This window comes from Cupriavidus sp. 01T418 (assembly GCF_056398885.1).
This window is the reverse complement of the sequence record NZ_JBFTQG010000084.1, coordinates 1-13478: the sequence shown is the minus strand read 5'-3', so window position 1 is coordinate 13478 and position 13478 is coordinate 1. Positions and strand designations below refer to the sequence as shown.

The window sequence follows — 13478 nt, the reverse complement described above, 5'->3', positions numbered from 1 at the left end:
GAGCAGGAGTTTGCGGGGCTGAATCTTGGCGACGCCCGCCTCAACAGAAGGGCGAAGAAATTGATAGAACGACTTGCGGCCAAACCGAAGGCCAGTATCCCTGAGGCGTGCGATAGCTGGAGCGAGACGTGCGCGGCCTACCGTTTTTTGCGCAATACGGATGTGGCTTGGGATGCCATACTGGAACCGCATTGGGCGAGCACGCAGGAGCGCATGCGCAGCCAGTCGGTCGTGCTGTGCATCCAGGACACGACCGAACTGGATTTCAATGCCCAGGACATCGACGGACTGGGGCCATTGAACTATGAAGCGCGGCGCGGCATGTATCTGCACCCGACTTATGCGGTGACGGCTGAACGGGAACCGCTGGGCGTGCTCGACGCGTGGATGTGGGCACGTGAAGAGCGCGGTGCCGACGGTGTGCGCCCCGGCCAGAAAGAAAGCACCCGCTGGGTTGAAGGGTACGAGCGCGTGGCTGAAATGGCGCTCGACATGCCGGGCACGCGGCTGGTGTACGTGGCCGACCGCGAGGCGGACATGGTGGAGATGATGCGCCGAGCCGACGAATTGGGCAGGCCGGCGGATTGGCTGGTGCGCGCCAAGCATGACCGCTGCCTGCCCGAGAGCGAGGGCGTCCGGTTGTGGGCCAGCACCACGAGCACGGAGCCCTTGGGTGAGATCACCTTCGTGAGCGGCGCGCGCGAGGGCCAGAAGAGCCGCACCGTGCGCCAGCAACTGTGGGCCCGCGAGGTCGAGATCGCGGATGGCAGACAGGGAAAGATCAAGGTTCACTGCGTGATCGCGCGTGAAGTGGGAGCGCCGGCAGGCATCAAGCCGATTGAATGGCGCTTGCTGACCAACCGCGTGGTCGAGACGCAAGAACAAGCTGTCGAACTGATCAATTGGTACCGGGCGCGCTGGGAAATCGAAATCTATTTCCATGTGCTCAAGAACGGTTGCGAAGTGGAGTCCTTGCAGTTGGCCGCCGTTGACCGGATTGAGCGCGCCCTGGCCTTGTTCCTGGTGGTTGCATGGCGCGTGACTTATCTGATGCGCAAAGGCCGGACCTGCCCCGAGCTGGACGCCTCTTTGTTCTTCGATCCAGACGAAATTCGTGGTGCGTATCTGCTGGCCAAAAAGAAGATGCCGGCGACACCGCCTACCGTGAACGAGGTCGTGCGGCTGATTGCGCAAATCGGCGGTTTCCTCGCTCGCAAGGGCGACGGCGAACCCGGCGCCAAGACAATCTGGCGCGGACTCGATCGGGTACTTGCCGCTGCTGAAACGCTGCGCGCGCTACGTGAGGGGCTCGGCTGACTTATGTATAAAGGTATGGGCATGACCATTTGACAGCATGTGCGTTGGTCATTCTTTTGATTTAAAACTAACTCAAGCAATGATGACATTCCCTAGCGAAAATTTCTTGCTACAAACCGATGTTGCGCGCGAACTGTACTTCGATTTCGCATGCGACCAACCGGTCTACGACTATCATTCTCATCTGTCCGTTCAAGCGATTGCCGAAAATCGGAAATTCTCCAGCATAGCCGAGGCGTGGCTTGCCGGAGACCACTACAAGTGGCGCGCGATGCGTGCAAACGGCATCCATGAAGATCGTATCAGTGGAAACGCCAGTGAGCGCGATAAGTTTCAAGCATGGGCGGAAACCGTGCCGCGAACCATTGGCAATCCGCTCTATCATTGGTCCATGCTCGAGTTGCGGCGCCCGCTCGACGTCAACGGCGGCCTGCTTGGGCCAGACACCGCGGAGATGATCTGGCAGACAGCGAATGCACGGCTCGGCGAGCCCAATATGGGCGCGCGCGATATCCTGATTGGCGCCAAGATGGCGCTGGTCGGGACAACCGATGACCCGACGATCAGTCTCGATTGGCACCGGAAGCTTTCAGCGGATCCTGATCTGACGGTTGTTCCGACATGGCGTGCCGACAATCTGTACAAGATCGAGTCTGCGGGTTTCGCTGAGTATGTTGCCCGCCTGTCTGCGGCAACCGATGTTGATATTGAGAGCTTCCAGTCCTTCTGGACTGCGGTGGAGCGCCGGCTCGAGTATTTCCATGCAAATGGCTGTCGCCTTGCTGATCACGGCCTCGACTACGTGTGTTACGAGGAGTGTGATGAAGCTGCATTGACGGCAATCCTGCGCAAGAGGTTGGCTGGTGGCGTCGTCTTGCCTCGCGAAGCTGCTGCGTTCAGAACCGCTGTCCAAGTGGCGCTGGGCCGAGAGTATGGACGCCGCGGCTGGGTAATGCAGCTGCATATCGGTGCCATCGTTTCGCCTAATACCAGGAGGCTGGCTGCGCTGGGTCCCAATACCGGGTTCGACTGCATGGACGATGCGCCCATCGTGCGACCACTGCTAGGTGTGATGAACGCGCTCGAGCACGACGACCTTTTGCCCAGGACTATTCTTTACTGCGCCAATCCGGTGCATCAGGCCGCGCTTGCAACGCTGGCCGGTGTCTTCCAGGGCGGGGGAGTCGCCGGAAAAATTCAGCTTGGCTCCGGCTGGTGGTTCAATGATCAGAAGGATGGGATGGAGCATCAGCTCACGCAGCTTGCGCACATCGGCCTGTTGTGTAATTTCATCGGCATGCTTACCGATTCGCGTAGCTTCCTGTCCGTAAGCCGACACGAGTATTTTCGACGTATTTTGTGCAATCTGATTGGAAATTTCGTTGCTCGTGGTGAATGGCCAAACGATATCCCATTTCTTGGACGCATGGTTTCGGATATCTGCTTTGGTAACGCGCGCCGCTATTTCCCATTTTCCCTCAAGAGGGGAGCGGACGAATCTCTATGACCATGTGCCAACAAGGTGTAACAGCGCATCCGTCCCCGGGGCCAGAAAAATCTGGTGGTCCGCAATGCCCAATGCCCAATACCTGCGCCTCAGGCTCGGAAGCGGGCACAGCCGGGCATTTGCAGCACGTTAATTACAGTTGCATGGCAAGCGTCCCCAACGCCTCTCTGGATAGATGGCGATCAAATTACTGTCGATTGCTGCGCTTGCCAGGTGTATGAGGCGCCACCGCGGCATGGTTAAATTCCCAGGCACGCTTGAGAGGGGGGCGAGGCGTGCCGAGCGCAACTACACTGAAGCGACGTGGCGTCGTGCAGGGCATCGCTGGTGACATCGTTGGGGGCCTGCACATGCCATAGAGGGCTTTCCGACCGGCGCCCGATATCGGTCTCGCGGGAGATTTCGCAAATGCAGGAATTTGACTTCTACATCAACTTGAAAAAGCCGACACTCGGCCTCTATGTGCGCAAGGGAGCAGGGCTCCCTGACTTGGCCGACGCAGATCAATGGCAACGCGAAGGTAGTGTCGGGCAGGACGAGGTGCCACCCGGGATATTGAAGGGTCTGGAGGCCAATGGCCACGCCTTTCAGGAGTTGGGCGGGTAGATTTACATTTGGACAGTCAGCGTACCTACGGGATACGCAGCCGTTCCGGATGTGTGTAGACGACCAGGCTGCCACTTCGCACAAAGCCGGCCAGCGTTATCGCAGCGGAGTCTGCCAGCCGCACGGCGAGCGCCGTTGGACCGGATACCGCGGCAAGGATCCCCGCACCGATCGATGCCGTCTTGAGCACCATCTCGTAGCTGGCCCGGCTGGTGATAATCACCGCGCCGCGCTTGGTATCCTCGTTGGTGCTCGCAAGTGCACCGGCGAGTTTGTCGAGCGCATTGTGACGACCCACGTCTTCGCGCACAAAGGCCAATGCGCCATCCGCACGCAGCCACGCCGCCGCGTGCGTCGCCCCGGTATCGCGCAGCAGTGCCTGGCGTTTGACCAGGGCGGCAAAAGCCGCATCGAAGACAGTCGGATCGAAGATGGCATGGCTATGCACCGGCTGCGGCACGCGCATGATCTCGCCCAGTGACTCGATGCCGCACAGGCCGCATCCGGTACGACCCGCCAGCGCGCGGCGGCGGGTCTTTAGCCTGGCGAAGGCAGCGGTGGCGATCTCCACCTTGACAGTCACGCCGTCTGCACCGGCTTCCACGTCGATGCCATAGATCTCGCTCGCGCTGTCGACAATGCCTTCGCTGAGGCTGAAGCCGATGGCAAAGTCATCGAGATCGGCTGGTGTAGCCAGCATGACCGCATGGGAGATGCCGTTGTACTCGAGCGCGACCGGCAATTCCTCGGCCAAACGGTCTTCCTCGGCCGTCACGGTGCCGTGACGCCAGCGTCTGACTGGGAACGAGCGCAGCGTCGGCACATGTTCAATGCCTGCGCTGCTGTCTACCGCTGGCACATCGCGCCTCATCGACTCCCCGCTGGTGGCCTCAATGCGTTTTCATCCCGGCCGCGGCCATGGACAGCCTGATCAACTCCACGACTAGTCCCATGATAGTGACGCCCCCAGCCCAGAATGCGACTAACCAGAGAATAAGGCTTCCGAGCAGCGGGACCTCGATCGCAAAGTGTCTTTTCTCTGCTTTCATGTCCGGCCAGCCGAAGAGGATCCGCGGGGAAGGCTGCCCGGGGATGTTCTCCCAGTGCCCCTCGATTGCCGCGATTCTCGCCGGCTGATGCTCGAGCGTGTTGACCCCGTGCGCGCCGCTGGATTGTCGCGCCCGCGCAGCAAATGCAAGCGTGCTCGATGTTTCCATTTGTTCTTTTCTGCCTTGCGCTGTTAAAGGCAAGTCCCCCAGTGAGACAGGAACAGCAGCGAACACGTTGAACTATTTTTGTACGGTGCAAGGGTTTCCGATATGAGCTTATACGCCAGACAAGAGTAGACGTTACGATTTCGATGTCGTGGATGACGCATATTGAAAATAGAGAACATACGTGATGTCTGAGGCATGCGCTTGAGGCCGGCACCATTTGTAACTGGCACTTGCCGAGCAGGAAGCCGAGGCTATTGTTAGGAAAAGCTCGCCTGGCGGCGACGCTGAGGCAACAACTGCCTTGGGCAGTCTGAGGCGAATCGGCTTCATGGAGCAATCATGGCTACGCGACGGGAAGTGCCCGGCATCAGGCCCTACGATGGACCGGCTGGCGGCTGGGGGGCGCTTCGTGCGACGACACAGGCGATCCGCCTGCAAATGGAAACGGTCAAGGCGCCACTCACACTGATGCGGACCAACCAGCCCGACGGGTTCGATTGTCCCGGGTGCGCGTGGCCCGACAAGGAGCATAAGTCGACGTTCCAGTTCTGCGAGAACGGTGCCAAGGCCGTGACTTGGGAGGCCACGACGAAACGGGTGCGGCCGGAGTTCTTTGCAAGCAACACGGTGTCGTCGTTGTTGCAAAAATCCGATTTCGAACTGGAGGATATGGGACGCCTGACCCATCCGCTGGTCTACGATCGGTCCACAGACACGTTCCGGGCAGTCGAATGGGGCGATGCGTTTGCCCGGATCGGTGAAATCCTGCGCGGGCTGTCGCCCGACCAGGTCGAGTTCTATACGTCGGGCAGGGCCTCGAACGAGGCTGCTTACTTGTTCCAGCTCTTCGCACGGGAGTATGGGTCGAACAATTTCCCGGACTGCTCGAATATGTGCCACGAGCCTACCAGCGTGGGCTTGCCACAGTCGATCGGTATCGGCAAGGGCACGGTGTCATTGGAGGACTTCGACAGTTGTGAACTGATTATCGCCATGGGCCACAATCCCGGGACTAATCACCCTCGAATGATGGGGACGCTTCATGAAGCGTCCCGGCGCGATGTTCCCATCGTGGTGTTCAATCCGCTCAAGGAGCGTGCGCTCGAACGATTTGCGGATCCTCAGAACTGGCTGGAGATGGCGACTTACGGTTCGACCAGAATCGCATCAACCTATTATCAGGTCGACGCTGGCGGAGATGCAGCCTCGCTCAAGGGAATAATGAAGGCGCTACTGGCGATGGATGCAGATAAAGGGGATGTGCTGGACCGTGATTTCATTGCGGTGCACACGGAAGGATTCGACGCATTTGCCGCCGACCTGGCGGCGACCACGTGGGATGATATCGAGAAGGCGAGCGGACTTACCCGCGCGGATCTCGAGCAAGTTGCAGACCTTTATGCAAAATCGAATGCCACGATCGTCACTTATGGCATGGGTGTGACACAGCATTGCAAGGGCACCGCCAATGTCCGCCTGATTGCTGATTTGTTGCTCCTGCGTGGAAATTTTGGCAAGCCCGGTGCGGGCATTTGCCCATTACGCGGCCATTCCAACGTGCAGGGGAACCGCACCGTCGGCATCACCGAGAAGCCGTCGGCCGATTTCCTTCAGCGCATCGAAAACACCATCGGCTTCAAGCCGCCCACCGGGCACGGACACGATGCCGTGAAGGCGATGCAGGCGATGATTGATGGCTCGTCCAAGGCACTGATCTGCCTGGGCGGGAACTTCGCAGTCGCGCTGCCCGATTCCGGTCAATCCTTCCCCGCGATGGCGAAGCTCGATCTGAGCGTGCACATCGGCACCAAGCTGAATCGCTCGCACCTGCTGGTGGCCAAGGAAACGTATGTGCTGCCGTGCTTGGGCCGCACGGAGCTTGACGTGCAGGCCGGCGGGCCACAATCGGTGACGGTCGAGGACTCGATGTCCATGGTCCATGCATCGGCCGGCAAGCTCACGCCGGCCTCTGAATTCTTGCGTTCCGAGCCGTCGATCGTCGCGGGAATGGCTACCGCGACCTTGCCTGACAGCAAGGTGCCGTGGTCGGACCTGGTTGCCGAGTATGACAGGATCCGCGACCTGATTGAAAAGACGGTGCCGGGATTCGATAATTTCAACGCGCGCATCCGCGTCCCTGGCGGGTTCCGCCTGCCACTTCCACCGACCGAACGCAAGTGGACTACGCCATCGGGCAAGGCGGTTTTCTCCGTATATGGCGGCGTTAAGGAAGACGCCGACGTCCTGGGCGGCGAGAATGTTTTGCGTCTCATGACGATCCGCAGTCACGATCAGTACAACACCACCATCTATGCACTGGATGACCGCTATCGAGGCGTATTCGGTCGACGCGATGTGCTATTCATGCACGAAGCCGACATGGCTGCGCGAGGCTTGGAACATGGGGACCTGGTGGATATCGAGACCATCGTAACTGGCAGACAGCTAAGTCTCAAACGGATCACTGCCATCGCCTATGCAAACATTGCACGGGGTTCGGTGGCGGCGTATTACCCGGAAGCGAACGTGCTGGTGCCTCTGGACTACATTGACAAGGAAAGCGGTACGCCTTCGTACAAGTCTATTCCTGTGCGCGTGGTGCATTCGGAAGTGACATAGCCTATGGGGCGGGCATGACTTGGCTTGGGGGCAACCGCCTCGAATGATATCGCTCCTGCGAGCGCTCGGGCGGGCAAGGCAGGGTAATACCGGAGTTTTTTCATCTTAACTTAGACCCATCCCCTGGCGCCATAGCGTCGGTCCAAGGAGCACGTCAAACGAATCAACACAAACGTAGTGCTAGCCCCGTCCCTCAGCCCCTTCGCGCTTTGTGCCACTCGCGCCGCAGACGAGCCACGCTTCAGGTTTGCCTGCTTTGCAGCGATGAGCACTGAAGTACTTTCTGTTCTGGTGCTGAGCCCAACCGGGAGGCTCGGAACTTCGAGTGCCCGCGCGCGGGGCGCTACGTTTCCTTGTGAATGATGATTTGGTCGTGTGCTTGCCAGTACTTGGTCTGCCGGCCGGCGCTACCCATGGCTCGCGCCACGGCGGCCTGCGCAAAGCACGCGACCCACCTACGGAGAAAAGTCCATCATGCCGACCCTATGTGAAATCTGCAACGCGCGTCCCGCCGTGGCCCGGGTGACTGTGGTCCAGGACGGCGAGCGCAAGACGATGTCGATCTGCGATTACGACTATCGGCAGCTGCTGCGCCACCAGGACATGCTCAATCCGTTCGATTCGCTGCTGGGTGGCGGCGGCTTGTCCCGGTTCTTCAGGGGCATGGGAGGGGGGATGGACGATGACGAGCATCCCGGATTCTCGACCGAGGTTCAGCGTGAATCCGTCGACCCCACCGACGCGTTTAGCGAGCAGACGATGGAACTGCTACAGCGCGCGGCGGAGAAGGCCCACGAACTGCGGCGCAATGAACTCGACACAGAGCATCTGCTCTACGTGCTCGCCGATACCGACGTCTGCACGGCGCTGCTCAAGGAACTGAAGCTCTCGCCGCAGGATATCAAGGGGTACATCGACGAGCACGCGCAGACCGGCACCGCCGAACCCGATGCGGGTATCGACAAGATGACGATATCGCCGCGGCTGAAGAAGGCCTTCCAGTATGCCTTCCAGGCCTCGCGTGACATGGGGCATTCCTATGTTGGGCCCGAGCACCTGCTGATCGGCCTGGCCTCGGTGCCGGACAGCATCGCCGGGACGCTGCTCAAGAAGTATGGCGTAACCCCGGAGGCGCTGCGTCAGAAGGTGGTGAAGGTGGTCGGCAAGGGGGCGGAGGATGGCCGCGTCGATACGCCGACCGGCACGCCAACGCTGGACAAGTTCGGGCGCGACCTGACCGCGATCGCGCGGCAGGGCAAGCTCGACCCGGTGCTGGGCCGCGCGCAGGAAATCGAGAGTACGATCGAAGTGCTGGCGCGGCGCAAGAAGAACAACCCGGTCCTGATCGGCGAGCCGGGCGTCGGCAAGACGGCTATCGTGGAAGGGCTGGCGCAGCGCATCGTCAACGGCGACGTGCCGGAGGTGCTACGCGGCAAGCGGCTCGTGGAGGTGAACATCAACTCGATGGTGGCTGGCGCCAAGTATCGCGGCGAGTTCGAGGAACGCGCCAAGCAGCTGATCGATGAGGTGACGGCCAAGAACGACGAGCTGATCCTGTTCATCGACGAACTGCACACCATCGTCGGCGCGGGGCAAGGCGGCGGCGAGGGCGGCCTCGATATCGCCAACGTGCTCAAGCCTGCGCTGGCGCGCGGCGAGCTGAGCCTGATCGGCGCGACGACGCTGAACGAATACCAGAAGTACATCGAGAAAGACGCGGCGCTGGAACGGCGCTTCCAGCCGGTGCTGGTGCCGGAGCCCACCGTCGAGCAGACCATCGTCATCTTGCGCGGCTTGCGCGACAAGCTCGAGGCGCACCACCAGGTCACGTTTGCCGACGACGCCTTCGTCGCCGCGGCGGAAATGTCGGACCGCTACATCACGTCGCGCTTCCTGCCGGACAAGGCCATCGACCTGATCGACCAGGCTGCGGCCCGCGTGCGCATCAGCTCGACCTCGCGTCCTGCGGACATCCAGGAACTGGAGGCCGAAATCGCCCAGCTCAAGCGCGAGCAGGACTATGCCTCGTCGCGCAAGCGCTTTGACGAGGCCAAGGCCTTCGAGGACCGCATCAAGGACAAGCAGAAGCGGCTGGACGAGCTGACCGAGGCCTGGCAGCGCAAGACAGGGTCAGAAACGCTGGAAGTGACGGTCGCGGCCATCGCCGAAGTGCTGTCGCGCCTGACCGGCATCCCGGTGACCGATCTCACCCAGGAAGAACGCCAGAAGCTGCTGAAGATGGAAGAGCGGCTGCGCGAGCGTGTGGTGGGGCAGGACGACGCGGTGATCGCTGTCAGCGACGCGGTGCGCCTGTCGAGGGCGGGGCTGGGGCAGGCCAACCGCCCGATCGCCACCTTCCTTTTCCTCGGGCCGACCGGCGTAGGCAAGACCGAGCTGGCCAAGGCGCTGGCGGAAACTGTGTTCGGCGACGAGCAGGCCATCATCCGCATCGACATGTCCGAGTACATGGAGCGCCATGCCGTGGCACGGCTGATTGGCGCGCCACCGGGCTATGTTGGCTACGACGAGGGCGGCCAGCTGACCGAACGCGTGCGGCGCAAGCCCTACAGCGTGATCCTGCTGGATGAGATCGAGAAGGCCCACCCCGACGTGAACAACGTGCTGCTGCAGGTGTTCGACGACGGTCGGCTGACCGACGGCAAGGGCCGCGTGGTGGATTTCAGCAATACTGTCATCATCGCCACCAGCAACCTGGGCGCGCCCATCATCATGGAGAACCTGGAGAAGCCAGAGGCGTCGCGGATGACCGAGAAGGACTTGCGGGAGGCGCTGATGAAGGTGCTGAAGGGGCATTTCCGGCCCGAGTTCCTCAACCGTATCGACGACATTATCGTGTTCCATGCGCTCTCGCGCGAGAATATCCGCGCTATCGTGCAGATCCAGCTGGACCGAGTGGTACGCACTGCCGCCGCGCAGGACATCACCGTGAAGCTCGATGATGCGCTGGTCGAACACCTGGTGGAGGTGGGCTACCAGCCGGAGTTCGGCGCGCGCGAGCTGCGGCGCCAGATTCGTCAGGCCGTCGAGACCAGGCTGGCCAAGGAGATACTGGGCGACAAGCTGAAATCCGGCGACAGCGTCGAGCTGGGCTATGACAAAGAGAGCGGCGATGTGGTCATCACGAAGACAGACGCGCCGCGCAAAGCCAAGGCAGGCAAGGCGGCTGCCAAAGGCCCTGCGTCCAAGGCGGCAACCAGCACGGTCCCCGCCGGAGATGCCAGCTCATGAAAGAGCGAATGTACTGAGGCGCCAGGTACTCGCCTCGGCATGACGCAAACGCCGAGGCGATCCGTTCACATTGAATGGGTGCAATGGATGTTGGAGTGGCTTCCGGAGTCCCCTGGGCTTGCATTGACTGCGGAAGCTGCCGCCACGAAGTGCGGCATACCAGGAGGCAGCTGGACTTCCGGCGATTCGGTGTGTGTGTGTGTGTGTGTGTGTCTGACCCAACGGGTCTGCAAAACCCGTATGGGGTTCGAGCGGAAATAGGTTCCTACGCAAGAGAAAATCATGATCGTGCGGCCAAAGCGAAACAGATCCTCGCCAAGGTGCAACGCGTAGTCACCGCCGCGGGTCGAGAGTACGCAGCCGCCGTTGAGCGCGGGTGGTACTGCCGGGATTTGGAATGGCTAGCTTTCAATGCTTTGCATGAAGACCCGTACTGACGGGTCGAGCGATGCCATCCATTCCGATTCCTGTCCAGGCTCAGGCAGGATTTCGCCATACTCGATCATCTGGCTCGGCGCCAGCTCGGCGACATAGGCCCAAACATTGACCTTGGGAACGCTGGCGATCTGATTCACGCCCTCGACGATGCGCTTTAGCAGGTCGATCTTCTGTTCGCGCGTCCGTCCTGCCCGTACATGTCCATGCACGAAGATCTGGTCGTGTTTGAGAGCGCGCCCGCCCACGAGATCGATCGGYCACCGTCTCCTTGTCCGGCCAACGGGTCGAGGTCCGCTCCGCGTTTCGACCGCTACGCTGACCCGTGGGTTGGGTTCGCTTACTTTCCGTCTTGATCGAGAAGGCGGCGCGGAACCAGATCCGCGCCGAATCGGTGCGCCAACTTGAGGAAATCGATCCGGAGTTAGCCCGCGAATTGCATGATTTCCTATTGCTGCCAAGCGTTGTGCGCGCGAGCTTCGCAATGTTTGCCCGACGCCAACTGCTGACCAGCCGCTTCGGTTCAAGTGCCCGCTCGTAAGCCTTGAGGGCTAGATCGGTGGCGGCCGTGTGATCGTGCTCGGCAACCACCATCAGAAGCGGCGTCGGCGATACGCGCTCAATATAGATATGCCGTTTCCTCGATCGAGGAGGTGGCGCAAAGGAAACCGGATTAGCGAGCAGAACACTGCAGCCCAGCGCAGCCGAGGCCGCGTGAAAAGGCGTACCATCAAGAGGTGATCTAACGCCAGGTTTTTCCGCGCCTGAGCGTGTAAGGTCTCCCCAGCCAAGTGGTGCTGCCATGATCCTGTATCACACTGACCCCGATTCCCCGGTCGTCGAGATTTCCGTCGAAGGCAAAATCACTGACCGCGATCTGCGCGAAGCCATCGAGCGCATGCGAGAGGATCTCGACCTGCACGGCAAGACCCGCGTGCTCGAACGCATCGAGCATTTCACCGGCATCGAGCCAAAGGCACTGTGGACCGACCTGACGCTCGGCCTTCCCTTGGCCCGCAAAATCACGCGCGCCGCCGTGGTGGCCGACGCGGGATGGATCCACGCCTCGATGCATCTGGCGCGATTCTTTACGAAGGCCGAAATCAAGGCGTTCCACGTCAACGAGCTGGATCAGGCGCGCGCCTGGATCAACGCCTGAGCGCCTCCCGGCGAATCTCGTATCGTCCTGGGCCATCGCCGAGCAGGGTCAGCCCGCATTGGCAGCGCGCCGCCTCCGTGTGTACGGGACATCACGCCCCTAAGATACTGGGTTTGGGTTGGATTCTCGAAGTTAATGGGTACACCGAAGCGAAGGCAAGGGATTGCCTTGTGCGCGCCCACGACCGCATAGAAGCCCAGTCCAAGCGGGTCAAAGAAAACGACAGGATGCTTAAGGTGGTCAACGATTGGACGCGCCCAGATTGCCATCGCCGAGGTTGCGAGATACCGCCAATCTGAAATGCCCACCGGCGGTAACGAGCCCAGGCAAAGATCCCGAACGATTCCTCCACCACAGGCCGTCATATAACKGATCGCGACGACACCGAACAGATCGAGGCGTTTCTGTTCAGCGGCAAGGGCRCCGCTGACTGCAAAAGCGAAGGTACCGAACAGGTCGACCAAGACAAAGAGACTGTGTTCCATCATGCCTCTTGATGACCRCAAAGCCAGGCAGACGCCGCCGTCAGCATGGCCTGCAGCCCCGTTTCCAGCGTCGGGTGGATAACCGGTGCGAACTTGGGCGAATGATTGCTCGGTATCTTRTTGATTTGCTTRTCCTTCTTGGCCTGTGCATACACACTGGGGTCGGTACCGCCGACGAACCAGAAAACGTACGGCACATTCCACGTACGCCCGAAGATGCTGAAGTCTTCGCTGGCCGACGCCGGACCAGTCTCGTAGGCCTTGTCGCCAAACTGCGCTTTGAAGGCTGCCGCGATCTTCTGGGTCGACGCATCGTCGTTTTCGGTTAGCGGGTAACTGCTGAGGGTTGTGAACTCGGGCGGCCGCTCGGCATTGGAGGCATCGCACTCAGCGCAGCAAATTCGCTTGACGGACGACAGCATGTACTCGCGCACATCTTCGTCGAAGGTGCGCATATTGAGCTTGATCGTGGCATCGTCAGGAATGATGTTTTCCTTGGTGCCGGCCTGCAGCGAACCAATGGTCAACACTGCACTATCCAGTGGCGAGATTTCGCGCGAAACGATGGTTTGCAGGCGCAGCGTGGTGGCGGCGGCCATGATCACCGGATCGATGGCGGTCTGCGGCTGTGAGCCGTGTGACCCGCGACCGAATAGTTTGATCTTCAAGCTGTCACCGGCTGACAGGATGACACCCGGGCGGTAGCTGACCGTGCCACTCAGCCCCACCATCACGTGCTGCCCCAAGATAATGTCTGGCTTGGGGAGGCGCTCCTCGCCCCAATCCTGAACCATGCTCGCCGCACCCCGGCCCACTTCCTCGCCGGGCTGGAACACGAGCATGACAGTGCCTTGCCAGGCGTCGCGATGCTCTGCAAAAATGCG

At 60.7% G+C, this 13478-nt stretch carries 11 protein-coding genes and 2 pseudogenes; 7 read left to right on the top strand and 6 right to left on the bottom strand.

The window, feature by feature from the left end:
* The 3 genes from AC1DQ3_RS35745 to AC1DQ3_RS35735 all read left to right on the top strand — a co-directional run.
* On the top strand, positions 1–1317 hold a 1317-nt coding region (locus AC1DQ3_RS35745), incomplete at its 5' end, for an IS4 family transposase (RefSeq protein ID WP_477124813.1).
* Between the two features lie 37 nt (positions 1318–1354).
* On the top strand, positions 1355–2824 hold the full coding sequence (uxaC, locus tag AC1DQ3_RS35740) for a glucuronate isomerase (RefSeq protein ID WP_477124812.1): 1470 nt from the start codon (positions 1355–1357) through the stop codon (positions 2822–2824).
* Positions 2825–3232: 408 nt separating this feature from the next.
* Positions 3233–3430, top strand: coding sequence for a hypothetical protein (locus AC1DQ3_RS35735; RefSeq protein ID WP_477124811.1), 198 nt, complete (start codon positions 3233–3235; stop codon positions 3428–3430).
* A 25-nt stretch (positions 3431–3455) separates the two neighbouring features.
* Here the strand turns inward: AC1DQ3_RS35735 and fdhD are convergent, their stop codons facing one another.
* Both fdhD and AC1DQ3_RS35725 read right to left on the bottom strand, forming a co-directional pair.
* Complete coding sequence (gene fdhD, locus AC1DQ3_RS35730) at positions 3456–4301, bottom strand: formate dehydrogenase accessory sulfurtransferase FdhD (RefSeq protein ID WP_477124810.1); 846 nt, start codon at positions 4299–4301, stop codon at positions 3456–3458.
* A gap of 118 nt (positions 4302–4419) precedes the next feature.
* Positions 4420–4629: pseudogene (locus AC1DQ3_RS35725) on the bottom strand (cytochrome ubiquinol oxidase subunit I); the annotation flags it as partial.
* A gap of 357 nt (positions 4630–4986) precedes the next feature.
* Between AC1DQ3_RS35725 and AC1DQ3_RS35720 the strand changes: the two are divergent.
* Both AC1DQ3_RS35720 and AC1DQ3_RS35715 read left to right on the top strand, forming a co-directional pair.
* Complete coding sequence (locus AC1DQ3_RS35720) at positions 4987–7266, top strand: FdhF/YdeP family oxidoreductase (RefSeq protein ID WP_477124809.1); 2280 nt, start codon at positions 4987–4989, stop codon at positions 7264–7266.
* Positions 7267–7740: 474 nt separating this feature from the next.
* Positions 7741–10515, top strand: a complete 2775-nt coding sequence (locus tag AC1DQ3_RS35715) for an ATP-dependent Clp protease ATP-binding subunit (RefSeq protein WP_477124808.1) — start codon at positions 7741–7743, stop codon at positions 10513–10515.
* A 401-nt stretch (positions 10516–10916) separates the two neighbouring features.
* Here the strand turns inward: AC1DQ3_RS35715 and AC1DQ3_RS35710 are convergent, their stop codons facing one another.
* Complete coding sequence (locus AC1DQ3_RS35710; RefSeq protein WP_477124816.1) at positions 10917–11198, bottom strand: tautomerase family protein; 282 nt, start codon at positions 11196–11198, stop codon at positions 10917–10919.
* 104 nt (positions 11199–11302) lie between these two features.
* Between AC1DQ3_RS35710 and AC1DQ3_RS35705 the strand changes: the two genes are divergently transcribed.
* Positions 11303–11491, top strand: coding sequence for a hypothetical protein (locus AC1DQ3_RS35705; RefSeq protein ID WP_477124815.1), 189 nt, complete (start codon positions 11303–11305; stop codon positions 11489–11491).
* Here the strand turns inward: AC1DQ3_RS35705 and AC1DQ3_RS35700 are convergent.
* Positions 11458–11577, bottom strand: a pseudogene (locus tag AC1DQ3_RS35700) (alpha/beta hydrolase); the annotation flags it as partial. The gene AC1DQ3_RS35705 and the pseudogene AC1DQ3_RS35700 overlap by 34 nt on opposite strands.
* A gap of 175 nt (positions 11578–11752) precedes the next feature.
* On the opposite strand from AC1DQ3_RS35700, the gene AC1DQ3_RS35695 reads away from it, so the two are divergent.
* Positions 11753–12109, top strand: coding sequence for a SpoIIAA family protein (locus AC1DQ3_RS35695; protein WP_477124807.1), 357 nt, complete (start codon positions 11753–11755; stop codon positions 12107–12109).
* Here AC1DQ3_RS35695 and AC1DQ3_RS35690 read toward each other — a convergent pair.
* Together AC1DQ3_RS35690 and AC1DQ3_RS35685 are read right to left on the bottom strand one after the other, a co-directional pair.
* On the bottom strand, positions 12082–12594 hold the full coding sequence (locus AC1DQ3_RS35690; protein ID WP_477124814.1) for a trimeric intracellular cation channel family protein: 513 nt from the start codon (positions 12592–12594) through the stop codon (positions 12082–12084). The two genes, AC1DQ3_RS35695 and AC1DQ3_RS35690, sit on opposite strands and share 28 nt — an antisense overlap.
* On the bottom strand, positions 12594–13478 hold an 885-nt coding region (locus tag AC1DQ3_RS35685), incomplete at its 5' end, for an amidohydrolase (protein ID WP_477124806.1). The genes AC1DQ3_RS35690 and AC1DQ3_RS35685, both read right to left, overlap by 1 nt.